Annotated in this window: 18 protein-coding genes and 2 pseudogenes; 13 read left to right on the top strand and 7 right to left on the bottom strand. The window is 70.3% G+C overall.

Annotated elements, in window-relative coordinates; all coding sequences use genetic code 11:
* Positions 1-62: 62 nt before the first annotated feature.
* Positions 63-1,028, top strand: a complete 966-nt coding sequence (locus F9B16_RS01095) for a quinone oxidoreductase family protein (protein WP_151537882.1) — start codon at positions 63-65, stop codon at positions 1,026-1,028.
* Between the two features lie 106 nt (positions 1,029-1,134).
* Positions 1,135-1,662 (top strand): nuclear transport factor 2 family protein, encoded by a 528-nt coding sequence (locus tag F9B16_RS01090; protein WP_151537881.1) that lies wholly within the window; start codon positions 1,135-1,137, stop codon positions 1,660-1,662.
* 467 nt (positions 1,663-2,129) lie between these two features.
* Here F9B16_RS01090 and F9B16_RS01080 read toward each other — a convergent pair whose 3' ends face one another.
* Positions 2,130-3,026 (bottom strand): tyrosine-type recombinase/integrase, encoded by an 897-nt coding sequence (locus F9B16_RS01080; RefSeq protein ID WP_225991226.1) that lies wholly within the window; start codon positions 3,024-3,026, stop codon positions 2,130-2,132.
* Between the two features lie 13 nt (positions 3,027-3,039).
* On the opposite strand from F9B16_RS01080, the pseudogene F9B16_RS52260 reads away from it, so the two are divergent.
* Positions 3,040-3,256: pseudogene (locus tag F9B16_RS52260) on the top strand (IS5/IS1182 family transposase); the annotation flags it as partial.
* Between the two features lie 61 nt (positions 3,257-3,317).
* Here F9B16_RS52260 and hsaB read toward each other — a convergent pair.
* From hsaB to F9B16_RS01060, 4 genes are all read right to left on the bottom strand, one after another.
* On the bottom strand, positions 3,318-3,884 hold the full coding sequence (hsaB, locus tag F9B16_RS01075; RefSeq protein ID WP_151537879.1) for a 3-hydroxy-9,10-secoandrosta-1,3,5(10)-triene-9,17-dione monooxygenase reductase subunit: 567 nt from the start codon (positions 3,882-3,884) through the stop codon (positions 3,318-3,320).
* 29 nt (positions 3,885-3,913) lie between these two features.
* The gene (gene hsaA, locus F9B16_RS01070; protein WP_151537878.1) at positions 3,914-5,077 is read right to left on the bottom strand and encodes a 3-hydroxy-9,10-secoandrosta-1,3,5(10)-triene-9,17-dione monooxygenase oxygenase subunit; all 1,164 of its coding nucleotides are present in this window, start codon (positions 5,075-5,077) and stop codon (positions 3,914-3,916) included.
* Positions 5,078-5,818: 741 nt separating this feature from the next.
* On the bottom strand, positions 5,819-7,270 hold the full coding sequence (locus F9B16_RS01065) for an amidohydrolase family protein (RefSeq protein WP_192808543.1): 1,452 nt from the start codon (positions 7,268-7,270) through the stop codon (positions 5,819-5,821).
* A 791-nt stretch (positions 7,271-8,061) separates the two neighbouring features.
* A complete protein-coding gene (locus F9B16_RS01060; RefSeq protein ID WP_151537876.1) occupies positions 8,062-8,490 on the bottom strand; it encodes a TetR-like C-terminal domain-containing protein in 429 nt (142 codons plus the stop codon).
* Positions 8,491-8,630: 140 nt separating this feature from the next.
* Here F9B16_RS01060 and F9B16_RS53970 point away from each other — a divergent pair.
* Both F9B16_RS53970 and F9B16_RS01045 read left to right on the top strand, forming a co-directional pair.
* Positions 8,631-9,336 (top strand): annotated as a pseudogene (locus tag F9B16_RS53970) (carotenoid oxygenase family protein).
* Positions 9,337-9,647: 311 nt separating this feature from the next.
* Positions 9,648-10,868, top strand: a complete 1,221-nt coding sequence (locus F9B16_RS01045) for an alpha/beta hydrolase (RefSeq protein WP_151537874.1) — start codon at positions 9,648-9,650, stop codon at positions 10,866-10,868.
* A gap of 745 nt (positions 10,869-11,613) precedes the next feature.
* Here F9B16_RS01045 and F9B16_RS01040 read toward each other — a convergent pair.
* Complete coding sequence (locus F9B16_RS01040) at positions 11,614-12,486, bottom strand: sigma-70 family RNA polymerase sigma factor (RefSeq protein ID WP_151537873.1); 873 nt, start codon at positions 12,484-12,486, stop codon at positions 11,614-11,616.
* 80 nt (positions 12,487-12,566) lie between these two features.
* On the opposite strand from F9B16_RS01040, the gene F9B16_RS01035 reads away from it, so the two are divergent.
* The 6 genes from F9B16_RS01035 (at position 12,567) to F9B16_RS01010 (ending at position 16,016) form a co-directional block, all read left to right on the top strand.
* A complete protein-coding gene (locus tag F9B16_RS01035) occupies positions 12,567-12,980 on the top strand; it encodes a VOC family protein (protein WP_151537872.1) in 414 nt (137 codons plus the stop codon).
* Between the two features lie 56 nt (positions 12,981-13,036).
* Entirely contained in the window at positions 13,037-13,429 is a 393-nt protein-coding gene (locus F9B16_RS01030; RefSeq protein ID WP_151537871.1) for a VOC family protein, read from the top strand.
* Positions 13,430-13,505: 76 nt separating this feature from the next.
* Entirely contained in the window at positions 13,506-13,937 is a 432-nt protein-coding gene (locus F9B16_RS01025; protein WP_151537870.1) for a YdeI/OmpD-associated family protein, read from the top strand.
* A gap of 344 nt (positions 13,938-14,281) precedes the next feature.
* Complete coding sequence (locus F9B16_RS01020) at positions 14,282-15,091, top strand: alpha/beta fold hydrolase (RefSeq protein WP_151537869.1); 810 nt, start codon at positions 14,282-14,284, stop codon at positions 15,089-15,091.
* Complete coding sequence (locus tag F9B16_RS01015; protein ID WP_151537868.1) at positions 15,088-15,642, top strand: TetR/AcrR family transcriptional regulator; 555 nt, start codon at positions 15,088-15,090, stop codon at positions 15,640-15,642. The genes F9B16_RS01020 and F9B16_RS01015 overlap by 4 nt, the downstream gene beginning before the upstream one ends.
* A 188-nt stretch (positions 15,643-15,830) precedes the next feature.
* Positions 15,831-16,016, top strand: a complete 186-nt coding sequence (locus F9B16_RS01010; RefSeq protein WP_151537867.1) for a hypothetical protein — start codon at positions 15,831-15,833, stop codon at positions 16,014-16,016.
* Between the two features lie 105 nt (positions 16,017-16,121).
* Here F9B16_RS01010 and F9B16_RS01005 read toward each other — a convergent pair whose 3' ends face one another.
* Positions 16,122-16,571 (bottom strand): MarR family winged helix-turn-helix transcriptional regulator, encoded by a 450-nt coding sequence (locus F9B16_RS01005; protein ID WP_151537866.1) that lies wholly within the window; start codon positions 16,569-16,571, stop codon positions 16,122-16,124.
* An 82-nt stretch (positions 16,572-16,653) separates the two neighbouring features.
* On the opposite strand from F9B16_RS01005, the gene F9B16_RS01000 reads away from it, so the two are divergent.
* Both F9B16_RS01000 and F9B16_RS00995 read left to right on the top strand, forming a co-directional pair.
* The gene (locus F9B16_RS01000; RefSeq protein ID WP_151537865.1) at positions 16,654-17,280 is read left to right on the top strand and encodes a maleylpyruvate isomerase family mycothiol-dependent enzyme; all 627 of its coding nucleotides are present in this window, start codon (positions 16,654-16,656) and stop codon (positions 17,278-17,280) included.
* A gap of 710 nt (positions 17,281-17,990) precedes the next feature.
* Positions 17,991-19,070 (top strand): carboxylate-amine ligase, encoded by a 1,080-nt coding sequence (locus tag F9B16_RS00995; RefSeq protein ID WP_151537864.1) that lies wholly within the window; start codon positions 17,991-17,993, stop codon positions 19,068-19,070.
* Positions 19,071-19,114 lie beyond the last annotated feature (44 nt).

The raw sequence follows: 19,114 nt of genomic DNA, 5'->3' as shown, positions 1-19,114 counted from the left end.
CCAGCGCGGTGGGACTTGCCGGTCCATTTCGTGAGGCGACTAGCGATCAGGAAGGTATGACGATGCAGGCGATTGTGGTGGAGCAGCTGGGCGGGCCGGAGGAACTACGGATCGCCGAACGACCGGACCCGCGTCCCGGCCCAGGCGAGATCAGCGTCCGGGTCAGCGCGGCCGGCGTGAACTTCATGGACACCGGGGCGCGCCGGCTCGGCCCCGCTGTGGGCCAGGTGCCGTTCGTCCCCGGTGTGGAAGGTGCGGGGCGGGTCAGCGCGCTCGGCGAGGGCGTGACCGAGTTCGCCGTCGGCGACCGGGTCGCTTGGGTGTACGCCTACGGCTCCTACGCCGAGCAGGTGGTGATGCCCGCCGCCAGCGCCGTGCCCGTCCCCGACGACGTGACCGAAGAGGTCGCGGCGAGCATCATGATGCAGGGCATCACCGCCCACCACTTCACCACCGAGGCCGCACCCGTGGAACCGGGCCACACCACCCTGGTCCACGCGGCGGCCGGCGGACTCGGGCAAAAACTCACCCAGCTCATCAAAGCCCGCGGCGGCACCGTCATCGGCCTGACCTCCAGCGAGACCAAAGCCGAGGTCGCCCGGCAGGCCGGAGCCGACCACGTGCTGGTCTGCACCGGCGCCGCCTTCGTCGATCCTGTCCTGGACCTCACCGGCGGCCAGGGCGTGCACACCGTGTTCGACGGCGCCGGAGAGACGACCTTCCGGGCATCGATGCAGGTCCTGCGCAGGCACGGCACCCTGCTCTACTACGGCGCCGTCATCGGCGACCCGCCCGTGGTGAACATGCGCGAACTGCCCAACAGCATCAAGATCTGCTACCCGGTGTTCCGCGACCACATCCCCACCCGTGACACGCTCCTGGCCCACACCGCCGAGCTGTTCCAGCTCGTCCGCCAGGGCCGGCTCCGCGTCGAGATCGGCAGGCGCTACCCGCTCAAGGACGCCGCCCAAGCCCACCGCGACATCGAATCACGCGCGACCACCGGCAAACTCCTGCTCCTGCCCTGAACCACCGCCCTGGCGGCCCGCCGGCCGGAGCGTCACACGAGCCTGCGCGTGCCACCCACCCATACGCGGCGACCACCCATATCGAGTGTTGAAAAGAGCCGAAGTCATGAGCACACCGACGACACCCACCGGAGACGACCGTTCCGTCGAGGAGCGGCTGCGCTACCTCACCGACCGGATCGAGATCCAGGACCTGGTGACCCGCTACGGGCTCGGCCAGGATCTGCATCAGGACGGCGACAACGACGTGCTGGCCGAATGGGACCAGGTGTTCGCACCCGGCGCCACCGTGGACTACTCGGTCACCGGCGCCCCTCTGGACGGCGTGACCTACAAAGACCTCGCCCACGCCATGCGCGGACCGGGCGGCTCGATGAGCGGCATCGAGCACTGGCAGCACTTCGAGGGCGTGCCCACCGTCCACATCGACGGCGACACCGCAACAGCCCGCACCCCGCACATCCACACCCACCAAGGCCACAGCGGCCAGGCGGGCTGGAACCTCATCCAGACCGGCTTCTTCGTCGACCGGCTCGAACGCCGCCCCGAAGGCTGGCTCATCGTCCACCGCCGACTCGAAATCCTGTGGATGGACACCTTCCCCACCATCGACCACACGACCGATCCCGGCTGACCAAGCCCCGCCCGGCTGACCAGGCCCACCCAAACGTTTGAGGAAGTGCGAGTTGTTCACGATGCTGACGGTGATCCGCAAGCGGCCCGAGGTGTCAACCGAGGAGTTCCGGCATTTCATGCAACTGGAGTACGGTGCGCTTGCCGAAAACTCCATCCATGCTGGTCAGACAGGGCCGTCGATGAGCAAGCCACGAGACCGCCAACGGTCCACGTCGGCTCGTTGTCGGCTCGGCGGTTCCGAACCGTACCAGCACGCGGCGGCACCGCGCGGCACGCGAATCGGGCTCGATGCGGACGGATCGACACCAGCCGACACCGAAGAGGCCGCTCCGATACGACAGTTTCGGACTTTAATCCGGAGGTTGCGCAACCCAGCATCGCCGCAGGATGAGACAGACATAGCGGGCGCTCACTTCCGTCTGACGTCTCCTTGGTCGTCCCACTTCGAGCAGAACGCTTAGTGCATTAGTCGGTGCGGCGGCGGCTGCGGATTTTATCGAAGGCGGCGAGGGCGGTGTCGTCGGCGTCGTCGAGGGTGTGGAGGTAGCGCTCGGTGGTGGAGATGGATCCGTGGCCGAGGCGTTCTTTGACGACTTGGAGGTCGGCGCCGCCGGCCAGTAGCCAGGATGCGTGGGCGTGGCGGAGGTCGTGGATGCGGACCTTGGGGTCCAGGTCGGCCTTCTTGAGGGCGGGCTTCCAGATCTTGTTGCGGAACCAGTTGGCGGGGACGTGGCCGTCGGTTTCGCGGCGGCGGGGTTGGCGGGGGTTGTCCTTGCCGTCGGCTCGGCGGCGGGCGCGGTATTCGGCGAATGCTCGCCTGCAGTGCTCGCAGCGGCACTTGGCGGCGTTGTAGGCGCTCAGCGTGCCGTGGCGGTTTCGGCGTCCCTTGGCGTTCTCTTCGGTCCAGCCGAGTGCCTCGGGGTCGAGCGGGGTGGGCCGCTCCTCGTTCGCGGTTTCCGGCTGGTAGACGAACAGGAGCCCGTCGGTGCCGAGCTCCTCTTCGATGATGTGGTCTTCGAGTTTGGCGACGATCTGGTCGCTGAGCTTGAAACGGCGCCACTCCTTGTCTTTGGGGTAGTCCTTGACGAGGAAGCGTTTGCCCTCGGGGTGGAATTTCGGGTTGAGTTCCACGACGACGCGGCTGACCGTCAGGAGGCGGGAGCGGGTTTTGAGGTCGCGGCCGCGGAGTTCGGTGAGTTCGCCCCAGCGCAGGCCGGTCTCGATGGCGGTTTCGACCAGGAGCTTGGAGCCCGCGTCTGGTAGGGCGTGGTGATGTCGTCGAACTGTTCTCCCCCCGTCGCTGGACGCCATCGCCGCCCGCGCACGCGGGCAAGGCCGAGCACGCCACAGCTTCCACGGCACCGACATCTTCTTCCCCGGCTCACGCCCGGCCAAGGCCCGGGCCGATAAGGCCTACGACTCCGCCGACCACGGCACTGGCTCCGCCGACGGGGTGTCATCCCGCGCATCGCACGCCGGGCATCGACTCCTCCGAGCGGCTCAGCCGGTGTCGGTGGAAGATCGAACGCACGCTCGCCCGGCTGCTGGGCTATCGGCGCCTGACCATCCGCTACGAACACCACGGCCATCTGGTTGCGCCGGGTTTCCGGCTCGGCTCTCGGGGATCGGGAGCCGAGCCGGCGTTTTTGGAGGTCAGAGCCAGTCGCCGGGGCGGACCCAGGTGATGAACTCCTCCTGCGAGACGGTGGGGACCGGCGCGCTCTCGGTCACCGTGTAGCCGCCCCGGTAGAACAGCAGCGGCCGATCGGATGGGCCGGTGCCCAGAGCGGTCACTCGGCCGACGGCGATGACGTGGTCGCCGCCGTCGTGCACGGCTTCCAGAGTGCAGTCCAGCCATGCCGGCACGGAGTCGAGCACCGGTGCGCCGCCGGGCGAGGGCCGCCAGCCGGTCGCGGTGAACTTGTCCGGCCGGCTGCGGCCGAACACCGCGCTCACCTCGCGCTGGGAATGGGCGAGGACGTTGACCGCGAAGCGCCCGGCCCGCTCGATCACGGGCCAGGTCCGGGAGGTGCGGGCGGGGCAGAAGAGCACCAGTGGCGGGTCCAGGGACAGCGCTGAGAACGACTGGCAGGCGAACCCGGCGGGGCTGTCGCCGTCCATCGCCGTGACGATGACGACTCCAGTGCAGAAATGTCCGAGGACGTGGCGGAACGTGGCGGTGTCGGTCGGGTCGAGGGCGAGTTCGGTCGGGTGGCTCATGGCTGCCTCCTGTGCGTGGGCGGTGCCGGTCACAACATGCCGGCGGTGACCTGCTCGCCGAACTCGCCGTCGCCGAACAGCTTCAGCGCCGCCTCGGGGTCGTTGGCCACGTGCACGCGGGCGGCGTGGGCGTCCCGCCAGAACCGCTGAATCGGGGTGCCTTCGGCGAGCGCGGACGCACCCGAGCTCTCGAACAGCCGGTCCACCGCGGCGATCGAGCGCTCGGCCGCGCGCACCTGGTCGCGGCGCAGCCGCAGCCGCAGCGAGATCGGGATCGGCCGTCCCGCCTTGGCGGTGTCGAGCACCTCGGTGATGTTGCGGGTGAGCTGCAGCCAGGCGGCGTCGATCTCGCTGCCGGCCTCGGCGACCCGCACCTTGGCGAACGGGTCGTCCTTCGCCTTGCCGCCGCCGAAAGCCCGCACCCGCGCGCGCTGGTGGTCCACGTGCGCGGCGTACGCGCCGGTGGCCATCCCCACGAGCGGGGTAGTGATGGTGGTCGTCATCAGCGAGTACAGCGGCACCTTGTACAGGGCCGCGGTATTGACCTCCTGGCCGGGGCACGTGCAGGCGAACGAGTCGCTGAACGGCAGCACCCGGTGCGCCGGGACGAACACGTCCTCCACCACGATGTCGTTGCTGCCGGTACCGCGCAGCCCGACGGTGCGCCACACGTCGTCGACGCGGTAGTCGGAAGCCGGGACCAGGAACGCGACCCAGTCGGTCGGCTTGCCGCCGGCGTCCAGGACGAGCCCGCCGACGATGGCCGCGCCCGCATGGTCGACCCCGGACGAGAAGCTCCACGTCCCCGACAGCCGGTAGCCGCCGTCCACGCGGACGGCCCGTCCGACCGGCGCGTAGGCGGAGGAGACCAGGGTGTCGGGCGCGTCGCCCCATACGTCGTCCTGCGCCCGCTCGGGGAAGGTGGCGAGGTGCCAAGCGTGCGCGCCCAGGACGGAGGCGACCCAGCCGGTGGAGCCGCACACGCTCGCGATCGCCTTCACGGCGGTGTAGAAGGGCACCAGGTCCGCCTCATACCCCCCGTACCGCTTCGGCTGGAGCAGTCTGAAGAACCCCGTCTCGCGCAGCAGCCGGATCGAGTCGTCCGGGACTCGCCGGGCGTCCTCGGTCTGTTGGGCGCGCTCCCGCAACGTCGGCAGAAGCGCCTGTACGGCTTCCAGGACCTGATCGCTCATGGGGATCCCTCTTCTTCTCGGAACACGGCGGCCGGCCTCGTAGCGGCCGCGAGCGGTGCCCCTGATCGTGAGATACCGGTATGGGGAAGGGGTAATGCCGCTTTTCGTCGCCGCTATACCCGGTCCTGCATAGCTTCCTGGTCGCACCCCCGTCGGCCAGCCGCGCGACCGGCAAATCCGGTGCGCACTCACGAACCGCGACGGGGCCCTCAAGCGATCGTGGGGCTGGTCTCCGATGCCATTCGCCGCCTTTGGGGGCCACTATGACGATGCCGCGGAGTTCCTTGCTCTCCGTGCGTTGAGGATCTGGGCACCGTCACGTTCGAGGGCAGCGAAGTACCGGAGACCGGGCACGCTGGCCAGGGCGGGCGCAAGGCCGCCGCTGTGGTGCCGACCGGCATGCACGTCGGACTTGGTCGGAGAGCTCGAGGACGTGAGCGGCGGGCGCGGGGAACGAGAAGAGCGAGGGCGATGCGCATCGCACTGCCCAGCAGGCCGTACATGGCCACTCATGAACGATCGGCCCGCCCCGCCGCTCCGACCTGCAACCACCGCAACGGCACCCCGTCCAAGACGGTGTCGACCGAGGTCGGGCTCCGCCCGGTCCACCCGCCCTGGGCTCCAAGTTCGCATTGCACCCGCCGCGCCAGTTGCACCGACGACGCGAAACCGGGGCAAGCAATCGTGAAGCAGACGGGCGTGGGGCGCGGTGCCGGGCCCGCTGGGCGAACGAGGCGGCGATCAGGCGGGGATGCCGTCGGCGTAGGCGTCGCTGAAGTTCCGGCTCGCCATCCGCTCGGCGGCACCGAACCAGCCGGCGATCTCCTCCGGGCCCCGCTTCGGCAGCTTCGCGTGCCCCTCGCGGATCCGGTCGAGCGCGGCGTTCGCACGCTCCCGCACCGCCGCGAGGTCCTGGCCGACGAGCCGGCCGTCCTTCTTGCGGAACTCGCCGTCCACCAGCACGGTGTCGACGTCCGCTGCCGACGACTGGAGCACGACCGCGCCCGTCATGTGGCTCGGGCGCACCAGGTCCATCCGCGGCCGGACCACGATCACGTCGGCCTTCTTGCCGGCGGTCAGCGATCCGATCCGGTCCTGGAGGCCGAGCGTGTGGGCGCCGTTGACCGTCGCCCATTCCAGAGCGTCGCGGGTCGTCAGGCCGATCGTCCAGGGCATGGTGCCGGTCGCGTGCACCTTGGCGTTGTCCAGCATGCGCTGCGTCTGAAGCCCTAGGCGCATCTGCGCGAACAGGTCGCCCGACCCCACGCAGACGATGTCGGTCGACACGCCCGGCCGCAGGCCGTGGTCGATCGCCGCGCGGAACGGCGGGACGCCCATGCCCATCTGCATCTCGGTCTCCGGCGCGATGGTGACCCGCTGGTCGTGCTCGGCCATCAGCCGCCATTCCTGCTCGTTCAGCGCCGGGCAGTGGATGTGCACGTGCCCGGGGATCAGCAGGCCGTGGTCGGCGAGCTCGCGCAGCCCCTTGAGCAGGATCGACGTGGTGGCCGCCGCGGTGTGCGAGGCCCGCAGCACGCCCAGCTCGCGGGCCAGCCGGATCTCCTCGGCGATCTCCCCGAACGGCAGGATCCCGAAGTCGGTGAACAGCATCCCCATCGTGACGAGCGCGTCGTCGGACGCCAGCCGCTCGGCGCGCAGCCGCGCCGCGTCCTTCAGCCGGTCGGCGTGCGAGGCGAACGCGCGCGGGAACTCGTAGGCCTGCATCCCGTAGTTGTAGACGGCGCGGATTCCGGCGGCCTGCAGCGCGTCCACGTTCGCGTCGGCGTGCTCGGGCGTGTTCACGCAGTCGTTGCAGTCCATGATCGTGGTGACGCCGGCGTCCAGCGCCTCCAGCGCGCCGACCGTGCTCGCCGCGCCGAGGTCTGCGGCCTCCAGGAAGGACCCGGTGCCGTAGAAGGTGCCGGCGAGGAACTGCGGCAGGGACTCGTCCGCGGAGACGCCGCGCATCAGCGCCATCCACGTGTGCCGGTGGCTGTCGATCATTCCCGGCAGGACGATGCCGCCGGCCGCGTCGACGATCTCGGCGTCGGCTCCCGCGAATTCCCGGGCGTCGCGCGCGACCGCCGCGATCCGGTCGTCCTCGACCAGGACGGCACCGTCCGGCAGGTCGCCGAGCACCGGATCCATCGTGATCACATGCCCGCCCGTGATCACCTTGCGTGCACCGCCCATGGGCTGACCTCCATCGGTCGGGGATAGTTCGGATGGCCACATCCTGATCTCGTCCCGGTAGGTAATCCCAATGCTTGTTATGGACTGCGGTATATCGGCGCGGGTATAGCGCCGCGCTCCGACCAACCGCTGGGAGGTGGGCGGCTGACGGCAGTCGGTCTCACCCGTGCGCCGGGCGGCGACCCCTTTGCGAGGTTGAATGGTGAGTGCTCGCCGGACAATCGCGGTCCGGCTCTCGCGGAGACGGGATCCTGCCAGCGTCGCGAGTGCATCCGTGACCTGGCTTAAGATCTCGCCGATCCTGACTCACCTGCGTTCAGCCCGGTTCGAGCTTCCAGGCAATCACGCGATAGAGCTCAATTAGGGCCACTCCCCTACCTCTATCTCGGCCGGGTACGGCTTGGTGACGGTGCCCTTGTGGGGGTCAAGGGGTCGTGGGTTCGAATCCCGCCGACCCGACAGAGTTTATGCAGGTGAGAGGGTTAAACCGGAATCACCTCGGAGCTCCCCGAACGGCACTCGGGAGTCATAAGGGGAGCCGGAGGCCGCGGACTCACGGAAAGAAAGCGGCTTTGGTCCTGGTGGATATATCACGTTAGCCGGAAACGCCGTGCCGAGCCCATGACACTTGGTCAAGAGATCCTCCCCCGTTCGCATCCAGCGGAACTCGCCAGAAGCATCAACCCCTTGCGGCCTTCGTTGCAACGTCGTGCCCCGAACACAAATCGTGATCTGACGGGTTCCAGAAGTCCTGTTGGGTCTCCCAACTCTTGTGGGCGCTGTGGTCCGGGTCAGTCGTCAGTGGACGGGGGGCTCGGGGTCCGGGAGCGGATTCCGTCGAACACCAGGTTCAGGATGTCTTCGACCTGCCTGGACGTGTTCGGACGGGTCCCCAATAGCAGGCGGTAGTAGAGCGGGGCGTAGATGAGTTCGACGATGTCGTCCACTGCGGCGTCGGCGCGGATCTGCCCCTGCTGCTGCGCCCGTTCCAACCGTCGGCGGCAGTCCTGGACACGGGGATTGACCAGTGTGTCGAGGACGGCCTGCCTGGCCGCCGGGTCCGACTGCGCGGCACCGATGATCTCCCGGTATGTCGAGGACTGCGCCGCCTGGAAGTACTCCGCGACGGCGACCATCTGGTCGCGCAGGTCGGCGTGGACGTCGCCGGTGTCCGGGAACCCGGCGGCCGCCGCGTTCTGCCGCTCGATCGCCTCGAACATCAACGTGATCGGATTCCGTGGCAAGACGCTCGCGCTACAAGAGGGCACCGCCCGTCCACAGGAACTCACCGACGAGCTCTACACGGGCGGGCCGTACGACTTCAACGGCACATGGGCCGGAACCATGCGACCAGCCGATCATGTTCGACCTGGACGCCATGAACCACGGGCAGAAGATCCCCTGGGTCTGGGACACCAAGCGCCCCAACCGGGTCGGATACTTTCCGCGCGCCGGGGGTGCGGTCACCTGGATCACCGTGCCTCCCTCCTACATCTCGCACACGCTTAACGCCTACGACGACGGCGGCGACATCGTGGTCGACTTCGTCGAGTTCCCCGCGCCGTTCAGCGCCGACCGGCTGTCGACCAGCGCGCCGCCCGCGCTGGTGCGGTGGACGATCGACCGGGCCCGCGGCGGCGTCCGCCGGACCCAGCTCGATGACCGGCCGCAGGAGTTCCCCCGGGTTCCCGACGCGCAGGTCAGCCGCAAGCACCGGTACGGATACACCGCCGCGACCGCCGACTTCCTGAAGGCCTACGGGCACGGCACGACCCCCGACTCGGCGTTCAGCAACGGCCTGGTCAAGCACGACCTGGCCACCGGACGATCGCAGTTCCACCGGTTCCCGAAGCACGCGAGCGCGAGTGAGGCGGTTCGTCCCGCGTTCCGGCGCCCGCGCCGAGGACGACGGCTACGTCCTGTCCTACGTCCACAATCCCGAACGGAACGCCTCGGACCTGGTGATCCTTTCGGCGCAGGACTTCACCGGAAAGCCGATCGCCCAGATCCACCTGCCGAGCCGGATCCCGCTCGGGTTGCACGGAAGCTGGATCGCCGCCACTTGAGAACGAGGCGAGCAACGCCCGCGCCCGCACGCCCCGGCCGGGCGGCCACGATGAAGCGGCCGGGGCCGGCCGAGCCGCGAGGAGGGTGATTCGGCGCAGGCGCCCGGTCACTTCGCGCCCCCGCCCTCACAGCACGGAACAACTGGTCGGCGGACCGCCCGGGAGCTCGCCTCGCCGCGGGCCCCTACCAAAGTCGGAGACGCCGCGGACTCGCGGCTGATGTGCGGACCGCCGCCCCGGCGCGACAGTCGTCGCACAGGCCGCGCCGGACAGACGGCACGCGGCCCGGGACGTCGGGAGTTGAGGCGCCGGTGACCATCGGATACCTGACCACGCTGATCCTCGTGGGGGTGCCGACCTTGTTGGCCCTTTGGCCGGTGCGGCGCCCGGCCACGCTCGCCGAACTGACCTTCCTGGTCAATCTGGCGATCAACGAGGTCCCCCATCTCGCCCTGGTGCTGCTGGCGCCGGCCACGGTGATGACGGCGCTGGACGGCGATCTCGGCGTGTCCGGCTGGGCCGCGGCGGGGCTGATCGTGGCCGGCCTCGTCGTCATCGCCGCGCGGGGCCGTCGCTCAGCGCACGCCCTCCCGCGGGCCTTGGACGACGGCCTCGGGGCCGGGTGGCGCGCCGCCGTCGCCCCCGACCTGGCCGCTGCACTGGGCAGGCGCCCGCCGTACCTGCGGATCCTCGCCATGCCGTTCCGGCTGCGCCCCCGCGCGGTGGTGAAGGTGCGCAACATCAGCTACGGCGAGGCCGGGCGCCGCAACCTGCTCGACGTCTACCATCACCGATCCCGTCCCGCCGGCGCGCCGGTCCTGATCCACCTGCACGGCGGCAAATACCGGCAGGGCAGGAAGAGCACGCAGTCGATGCCGCTCGTCCACCGGCTCGCCCGCCAGGGCTGGGTCGTCGTCAGCGCGAACTACCGGTTGCGCCCCGCCGCGACCCACCCCGACCACCTCATCGATGCCAAGAAGATGATCGCGTGGGTGCGCCGGCACGGGCACGAGTACGGCGCCGACCCCGGGGCCCTGTTCGTCTCGGGCAGTTCGGCAGGCGGGCACATGGCCCTCCTCGCCGGCCTCACCCCCGACGACCCCGCCTACCAGCCGGGATTCGAAGACGCGGATACCACTGTCACCGCCGTCATCGTGTTCAACGGCTACTACGGCCCCTATTTCGGCGACGGCGAAAGCGATGACTCGGCTCCGGCTGCCCACCTGCGGCCGGACGCGCCGCCGGTCCTGCTCGTGCACGGCGACCGGGACACGATCGTCCCGGTCGAGAGCGCCCGGAGCTTCGCCGCGCGGTTGCGCGAGGTCAGCGCCAACGCGGTCGTGTACGCCGAGTTGCCGTGGGCGCAGCACGCGTTCGACCTGTTCCCCTCGCTGCGCTTCGAGGCGGTCGTGGACACGGTCGAAGCGTTCGCCGCCTGGGTGCGTTCCCCTGGCGGAAGCCCGGGCCAGCTCGACGGGCAATGCCGCAGCCATTTCGAATCCGGACGAACGCCAGATCCGAACCGTCTGTGAAAGGCAAACATCATCATTCGCACGATCTAAACCAGAGACCTGCGCGCTGACGGTGGATCACTATGCCGGCCTTGTCTTCCATCCTGGTCGCGTCCGTGGCGGTAGCGGTCGCCTACGGAAAGGGCGGCTGGGGCCGGGCAGGACACACTCGCCGCGATCGCGACCGGCAGGCCGAGCTGGACGGTCTTCTACGCCGCCCAGGCCGAGACCCTGCCCGCCCAGCGCATCGGGTTCCGCCCCATCGGCCGACCGCTCACCGTACAGACCTACTTGGCCGTGCATCCGGCCGCCTCCGCGCGACGGCTCGCGCCGCTGCTGGAGGCATGCGGAAGTGAAGGCGGCTGACCGGGGACGTGCTGTCCTCCGGCGGGAGGGTGGGCAGCGCTTCCGAGCCACCTCCCCTATGGGTTCCCGGCGGTGGCGGAGGAAAGGAAGCCGCTGAGGTCACGGTTCATCATGCGGGTGCCCGCTTGCGTCGCCGGTGGTTCGGGCTCGGCCTTTCGTCGGAGCCGCTGCGAGTGGGCCGATCTCGTTGGCGCGGGTGGTCTGGACGAAGCGTAAGAAGGTGCCGGAGGGGTCAAGGAAGGCGCAGTCGCGGAAGCCCGGGCGGTCGATCGGTTCCTGCATCACCTCGGCGCCTGTGGCCGCAAGGCGACCGCCTCTTCGAGGTCGGCGACGGCCACGACGCAGGACGACGGGCGCAGGACCGTGCCCGGGGCGCTTGCCGGACGGAGAGCATCGCTCATCATGCCTCTTTCGGGTGGGTGGGCAGGAAGACGATGTCGAGGGCGGCGAGCCGGCCGGGGTCGGTGTCGACGGCGATCCACGTGATCCGGTCGTGGTCGATGGTGAACTCGATGAGGGCCTTGGCCGTGCCGCGGTGGGTCCAGACGGCGGCGGGGACGCCGTCGACGAGGGCGAGGCGGGCGGCCTTGGCGCGGCCGGAGAAGAAGGCGGCGACGGCTTCGGCGCCGTGCAGGTCGCCGACGGCGACCGCGTCGGGGTCGAGGAGGGCGAGCAGGGCGTCGAAATCGCCGTCGCGGGCCGCGGCGAGGAACGCCGCGACGATCTCCCGCTTCGCCGGGCGCGAGGTGTCCGCGGCCTCGGCGGCGCCCTGTACGCGGCGGCGGGCCCGGCTGGCGAGCTGGCGGGCCGCGGCCGGAGAACGGTCCAGGACGGCGCCGATCTCCGGGAACGAGACCGCGAAGACGTCGTGGAGGACGAAGGCGAGCCGCTCGGCCGGGCTCAGCGTGTCGAGCACGACCATCAGCGCGATCCCGACGGAGTCGGCCAGCAGCGCCTCGTCCTGAGGATCGGTCCCGTCCACCGGGTGGAGCCGCTCCTGGGGCGCTTCCGGCTCGGGCGGCAGCGCCCCCGCGGTGTCCTCCCGCCTGGCGCGGCGCGCCTCCAGCATGTTCAGGCACACCCGCGCGACGACCGTGGTCAGCCACCCGCCCGGATTTTCCACACCCGAGGTGTCGGCGCGGCTGACGCGCGCCCACGCCTCCTGCACCGCGTCCTCGGCCTCGCCCGGCGAGCCCAGCATCCGGTACGCCACCGCCTGCAAGTGCCGCTGGTGCTCGGCGAACCGCGCGCTCACCCAGTCGTGCTCACTCATGTCACACTCCCGCGAAAACTCCTGTCATGGGAAGTGACAGGTGCCACCGCACCCATGTGACATCCCAGAAGGAGACCACCATGAAGGCGCACGTCAGCTCCATCCTCCTGGGCGTCCGGGACATGGACGCCGCCAAGCGGTTCTACACCGAGGGCCTCGGCTGGACGATCAAGGACGACTGGGGCATCTCCGTCTTCTTCGCCTCCGACGGCGCCTCGCCCGTCGGCTTCTATGGCCGCGACGGCCTCGCCGCCCAGGTCGGCACCAGCGCGGAGGGCAGCGGTTTCAGCGGCCTTGTCCTCACCTACGTCGTCCGCAGCGAGGCCCGGGTGAACGAGGTGATGGCCGAGGCCGAGAAGGCCGGCGCCACCGTCCTCAAGCCCGCCGGGGCCCTGCCGTGGGGAGGCTACGGCGGCACCTTCGCCGACCCCGAGGGCTACATCTGGAGCCTCGGCTACAGCGAACAGGGCGAGGACCAGCCGTACGCCGAGTAGACCCCGAGATCGGCAAGACGCCCGGCCGGCCGGGCGGACCGTGAGGAGAGCACACCATGCCACCGCAGATCAGCGCCGTCATGCTCGGCGTCGCCGACCTGGGCCGCGCCAAGCGCTTCTACACCGAGGGGCTGGGCTGCGAGATCGACAAGGACACCCGCCACTTCGTCGCGCTCCACCTGGGCGAGGGCGCCCCGCGACTGGCCCTCTACGAGTGGGACGCCGCGGCTCAGGACGCCGGGGTCGCACCCGAGGGGTCCGGTTTTCGCGGCGCGTCCTTCCACCTCAACCCCGAGTCCCGGGACGAGGTCGACGAGACGATCCGCAAGGCCGTCGCGGCGGGCGGCAGCGTCGTGCGTGAAGCGGCTCCGGCCCCGTGGGGCGGCTACTTCGGGTACTTCGCCGACCCCGACGGGTACCTGTGGAAGGTCACCACCTACGGCTCGTGATCGCAGTGGATCCGCGGGCCCCGGGGACGCCGGGGCCCGCATGGCCACGACGGCGCGGGCATGGAGGGAGCAGGTCATGAGGTTCCGCACCATGGTCGAGCCTCCGGAGCCCATGCGCGGCCTGGAGGTCCCCGCCGAGGTCGTGGAGGCGCTCGGCGGAGGCGCGCGCCCCAGGGTGACGATCACCCTCAACGGGCACACGTGGCAGAGCAGGATCGCGATCATGCGCGGCCGCCACCTGATCGGCCTCAGCAACGCCAACCGAAAGGCCGCCGGCGTCTCCGTCGGCGAAGAGGTCGAAGTCGGAGTCGAACTCGACGACGACCCTCCCCGCCTCGTCGAACCCGAGGACCTCGCCCGCGCCCTGGACACGGACCCGGCGGCCAGAGCCGCCTGGGACCGGCTGTCCCACACCCACCGCCGCCGCCACATCCTGGCCGTCGACGGCGCCAAGAAACCCCAGACCCGCGCACGCCGCATCGACCAGATCCTCACGGACCTGCGCTGAGTCCAACGACGCCTTGCGTTCGAACGCGACCGGCGACAGCCGCGCGCACATCTCGTCCGTGCCAGGGAACGCGTCGCTGCGGATCTGCTTGACTGCGGCATCCAGGTAGAGGGCATATCAAAGCCTCACCTGTCCGCCCTCACCGATACGCCCCCCAGCCCCCGGGGGGGCGCGCCGCCCACTCTCGGAGACCGTTTCCCTTGGGGTGACGGACCTGGGCGGCCCGGCGTGGCCACTTCAGTCCGTGATCCAGGACACACGCCACAAGAGTTCTCTTCGCTTGAACAAGGAGTAACTTGATTCAAGAGTGACCGACCGGTCGGTCATCGAATCGAGGATGTGCGATGCCTTTCGTCCGAAGTAGAGCGGGACAGTTGTTCTATGCCGAGCAGGGCCGCGGTCGGCCGGTCGTGCTGTTGCACGCCGCACTGCACGACCACACCGACTTCGACGCGGTGGCGGAGCCTCTGGCAGCCGCCGGTCATCGTGTGCTGGCCGTGGACTGGCCGGGTCACGGTCGTTCCGAGCTGCCGAACGGGGGGCCGCGTTCGGTGACGGCTCCGCTCCTGGCCGGCGTTCTCGCCGATCTCGTCGCCGAACTGGACCTGGAGCGGGCCGTGTTCGTCGGCAATTCGGTCGGCGGGTACGCCTCGGCCAGGCTCGCGCTGGACCACCCGGACCGGGTCGCCGGGCTGGTCCTGGTCAATGCCGGCGGGTTCGTCAAGGTCCCCCGCCTCGCGGCCCGGGCCTTGGGTGTCCCGGCCGTGAACCGGGCGGTGTTCCCCCGGCTCGTCCCCCGGTACATGAAGCCGGACAGCGACCGGCTCCGCGCCATCACCCGCCGGGTCCAGGGCAGGGCGCGCAGCAGGACGGGCGCCGCCGTGTCCGCCGCGCTGTGGCGCAGCATCGCCGATCCGGCCTACGACCTGCGGGCCGACGGACCCCGGCTCGGTGTACCCGTGCTGCTGGCCTGGGGGGCCCGCGACATCATCCTCCCCATGTCGGCCGCACGCCAGACGCAGGCGGCGATACCCGACGCGGACCTGCGGACGCTCGAGACCGGGCACGTGCCCTTCGCCGCCGATCCGGACGGCTTCGTGGGGCTCGTACTGCCCTTCCTGGAATCGGTGCGGACCGCAGGGAGCGCGCAGTGAGCCCCGGCGTCCGGCAGCAGCGCGCGGCGGCCACTCGCCAGCAACTCATCACCGCGGGCCTGTCCCTGGCAGAGCGGACAGGACTGGCAGGCATGAGCGTCAACCTCATCGTCGCTGAGGCGGGCGTGGCCAAGGGCACCTTCTTCCATCACTTCCGCGACCGGTCGCAATTCCTGCTGGCGCTGCACACCGAATTCCACGACCGTGCATTCGCCGAGATCGACAAGAGGATCGCTGGGATGGCACCGGGGCGAGCCCGGCTGCTCGCCGCCGCGAACGCCTACCTTGACGAATGCCTGCGCCATCGCGGTGTCCGCGCACTGCTGCTGGAGGCCCGCGTCGACCCCACCATCATCGAGGCGATCGCGTCCCGGAACAGCAAGGTCGTCCAGCTGACCAGTCCCGACTTCGCCGCCATGGGCCGTGCGCACCCCGAGCCGAGCGCGGCCATGTGGAACAGCGCCGTCGTGGAGGCCGCAATCCTCGAACTCAACCAGGGCGGCCACCAGCCCCATGTCCGAAAAGCGCTGGCCGAGTTCCTCCCCGCGTAGATCCAGCCACCTTCGGTTCGGCGCGTCGGGCATTGCGGCCGAACCTTTTGTCGGCGAACACCTTGCGGCATCCCGCGGCCTTGGGTGCGTCAATCTGCGGGCTGCAGTGTCGTTCTGGGCCAGGGTTGGCGGCCGAGTGTTTGGCCGACCACCCGTTGGCCGTGCTGCCCGTCGTTGGAGGACGGTTTGTGGCGATCGCCCTCACCCCGACAGCCGCCGCCGAACTGACGCGCCCCCGCATCGCAGCAGCGCTGCGCCGGGCTGGTCGGCAACGCGGCATCGACGTCCTGGCCGGGCAGATCCACCGGGCGCTACGGCAGCCGCAACTGCATCACCCGCCGCTTGCGCCGAAGGCGTTCCCGACCGGCCCGTAAGGCAGCCGGCGCCACTCCGACGCCGGCGAGCGGCGGCGGCCGCCTTCGAACCGGGACGCTCCAGGCCCCGGATGCCCGGGTCGAAGGGCCGAGGCGCAGCCCGGGTCAGTAGTCGTCGGCTCCGAGGTAGGGGTCGGTGATCTCGCGGAGCCGCACGAGGATGTCTTGGAGCTGGGCCATGCGGCGTTCGCCGAGATGGGCGGCCCAGCGCGCCTCGACCTCGGCGACGGCGCGGTCGGCGACGGGGCGCAGGCGTTCGGCCTTGTCCGTGAGGCGGACCAGGCGGGCCCGGGCGTCGGTGGGGTCGGGGGCCCGCTCGAGATAGCCGGCGCGTACCAGCTGGTCCACCAGATATCCGGCGGTCTGCTTGGTGACCTGGGCGGACTCGGCGAGTTCGGTGATGCGGGAGCCGTCCTCGGCGACGCGCTGCAACAGCTTGCCCTGGGCCCGGGTGATGTCGGTGTGGCCCGCCGCGGCCAGCGCGGCGAAGGCCTCGTTCTCGATGGCCCGGTAGGCGATGAACAGCAGCACCCCGATGGTGGGCCGGTCGGCCATGGCACCCCTTGACATTGGTCAGAAGTTCTGTCTAACTGATGATGCTCAATAGACAGAACATCTTACCAATCAGGGGGCGAGCGTGGACTCGGCGGAGATGTGGCGCGCCATCCGCGCGGAGCGGGCGTGGACGGCCGATGCACTGCAGTCGCTTCGCCCCGACCAGTGGCGGGCGCCGACCCTGTGCGCCGGATGGACGGTGCGGGAGCTGGCCGGGCACCTCGGCTACGGCCCGCGGGCGCGCCTCGGCGACGTCCTCGTCCAGGCGGTCCGGGCAGGCGGCGGCTTCGACCGGATGATCGACGCGACCGCCCGGCGGGAGGCCGCCAAGCCGCCTGCCGAACTCGTCGAAGGACTGCGCGCGGCGGTCGGCTCCCGCCGGCTCGCCCCGAGCCAGACCATCCGCAACGCGCTGCTGGACATCCTGGTCCACGCCCAGGACCTGGCCATCCCGCTGGGCCTGGACCACCCCATGCCGGTCCACGCCGCACGGGTCGCCGCGGACGACGCGTGGCGGCACCGCTTCCCCTTCCACGCCCGCCGCCGGCTCCACGGCCTACACCTGGAAGCCACCGACGTCTCCTGGACCGCGGGGGCCGGCGCGAAGGTCGAGGGCCCGATCTTCGCGCTGCTCCTGCTGCTCACCGGCCGCTACGCCGCCCTCGACCTCCTCGCAGGACCGGGCCTTCGCCGCCTCCGCGACTCATAAGGTCCGCCGGCACAAGGCAGTGCCCGCAGCCCAGAGTGCACCGCGGGTATGGAAGTAGCAGGCGATCTGCTTTCGGTCACGATGCTGCACGTGTCCACAGGGGGCTCCTCGCGGCGACCGAGCGCAACTTCTGAGCACTCCTCTACGCCTTCCACCTGCGTGGACATAGTCCTCGGCAAGTGCAGGGCCGGCCTGCGTCAACGCCGATATCGGCCGCATCCGGCGCCGGGGTCGAGGCCGAGATTCGTCCGATGATCCAAAAGTCGATCGGGGATTTCGAGCCCCGAACGCTGCCATCGATCGTCACTCTGAGCAATAGAACATTACCGAAGTGTGACGTCAAAGGGCGTTGTGAGGTCAGTGTTTCCTTCCCAGAGAAGGGGAGAGTGAGAGCGTGGCAAGCTCTTTTCAGCGGGACAAGGTCCAGATGGTCTTCGACGCTTGGACGGCGACCGGGGACGGTTCTCTTCGCAAGGCGGGCGGAATTCCGACGCCTTCGCCCGTCGCTGGGCGGCGGTCCGGCTCGCCGACGACGAAGGCGGCACCGGCTCTCTTGAACCGGCACACCGGCGGGAGCGAGCTTTGCGCAAACCACCGGCGAACCGGCGCACCCGGCGGCTCGATGAGTTTGCGGGCGCGCGGCACAGGACGCGGTGTCCGATGCCGGCACACGAGCGACCGGGCGCCGGCGGAGTGTCTGGAGGCGGTACGTGCTGACCGTGGGCGTTGAGGAGGAGTACCTCCTGATCGATGAGCACTCGGGTCTGCCGGTCGCCGACAGCCGCAGAGTCAGGCAGGCCGCACGCCGGATGTGCGACCCGCACCCGGACGAGGTCCAGCTCGAACTCCTCCAGGCCCAGATCGAGATCGCGACACCGGTGTGCGACACCCTCGACCAACTCAGCGACCACCTGCGGCGGCTGCGCGGGAACGTCGGCGAGGCGGCCCGCGAGACGGGGCACCGGCTGGCCTGCACGGGTTGCGCCCCCTACCGCGCGCCGCAGCCCGTCCCCGTCACCGCGACCGAGCGCTACCACGCCATGCGCGACGACTCGCGCATCCTCGCCGACGAGCAGCTCATCTGCGGGATGCACATCCACCTCGGCATACCCGACAGGGACGTGGCGGTCAGCGTGCTGAACCGCATGCGCCCCTGGCTCCCGCTGCTCTTGGCCTTGGGCGCCAACTCACCGTTCTGGGAAGGGAACGACACCGGGTACGCGAGCTGGCGCACGCTCATCTTCGGCCGGTGGCCGGTCAGCGGCCCGCCGCCCTCCTGCACCAGCGCCGCCGACTACGACGAGCGCGTCGCAGGCTTGATCGACGCGCACGTGATTCCCGACCGATCGCACCTTTACTGGCACGCGCGGCCGTCCGAGGGGCATCCCACGCTGGAAATCCGTGTGCTCGACGTCCAGCTCCACGCCGACACGGCCGTTGCCCTCGCCGGCCTCACCCGGGCGCTGGCCACGGCGTGTCTCACCGGGGGCGCCCCCGACCGCCGGTTCGACCATCCCGAGATCCTCCAGGGCACCACGTGGCTCGCGGCGCGGCACGGCCTGGACGCCGAACTGGCCGTCCCGCTCACCGATCGGGCCCGTCCGGTCCGCGACCTCACCAGGGCGCTCATCGAGCATCTAGCCTCCCGCACCGATGATCCCGCCTGGCCCGCCGTCAGTGCCGAGATCCACCGGCTCCTGGAGCAGGGCAACGGTGCCCAGCGGCAGCGCCGCGCCGTCGCCACCGGAGACAGGGACCATCTGCTGCGCACCATCACCGCCGGGGCTTGACCCGGCCCCGGGGAACGGGGCACGCCTCGACGTAGCGGTTGCGA

This window comes from Actinomadura montaniterrae, assembly GCF_008923365.1.
Lineage (GTDB): Bacteria > Actinomycetota > Actinomycetes > Streptosporangiales > Streptosporangiaceae > Spirillospora > Spirillospora montaniterrae.
Note: the sequence above shows the minus strand (reverse complement) of the source record. Positions and strands in the feature narration are given on the sequence as shown.

Bases quoted from the DNA above. Each gene is read 5' to 3' on its own strand.
- F9B16_RS01095 (WP_151537882.1), top strand. From the start codon at position 63: ATGCAGGCGATTGTGGTGGAGCAGCTGGGCGGGCCGGAGGAACTACGG.
- F9B16_RS01090 (WP_151537881.1), top strand. From the start codon at position 1,135: ATGAGCACACCGACGACACCCACCGGAGACGACCGTTCCGTCGAGGAG.
- hsaB (WP_151537879.1), bottom strand. From the start codon at position 3,884: ATGAGCCACCCGACCGAACTCGCCCTCGACCCGACCGACACCGCCACG.
- hsaA (WP_151537878.1), bottom strand. From the start codon at position 5,077: ATGAGCGATCAGGTCCTGGAAGCCGTACAGGCGCTTCTGCCGACGTTG.
- F9B16_RS01065 (WP_192808543.1), bottom strand. From the start codon at position 7,270: ATGGGCGGTGCACGCAAGGTGATCACGGGCGGGCATGTGATCACGATG.
- F9B16_RS01060 (WP_151537876.1), bottom strand. From the start codon at position 8,490: ATGTTCGAGGCGATCGAGCGGCAGAACGCGGCGGCCGCCGGGTTCCCG.
- F9B16_RS01040 (WP_151537873.1), bottom strand. From the start codon at position 12,486: ATGAGTGAGCACGACTGGGTGAGCGCGCGGTTCGCCGAGCACCAGCGG.
- F9B16_RS01035 (WP_151537872.1), top strand. From the start codon at position 12,567: ATGAAGGCGCACGTCAGCTCCATCCTCCTGGGCGTCCGGGACATGGAC.
- F9B16_RS01030 (WP_151537871.1), top strand. From the start codon at position 13,037: ATGCCACCGCAGATCAGCGCCGTCATGCTCGGCGTCGCCGACCTGGGC.
- F9B16_RS01025 (WP_151537870.1), top strand. From the start codon at position 13,506: ATGAGGTTCCGCACCATGGTCGAGCCTCCGGAGCCCATGCGCGGCCTG.
- F9B16_RS01020 (WP_151537869.1), top strand. From the start codon at position 14,282: ATGCCTTTCGTCCGAAGTAGAGCGGGACAGTTGTTCTATGCCGAGCAG.
- F9B16_RS01005 (WP_151537866.1), bottom strand. From the start codon at position 16,571: ATGGCCGACCGGCCCACCATCGGGGTGCTGCTGTTCATCGCCTACCGG.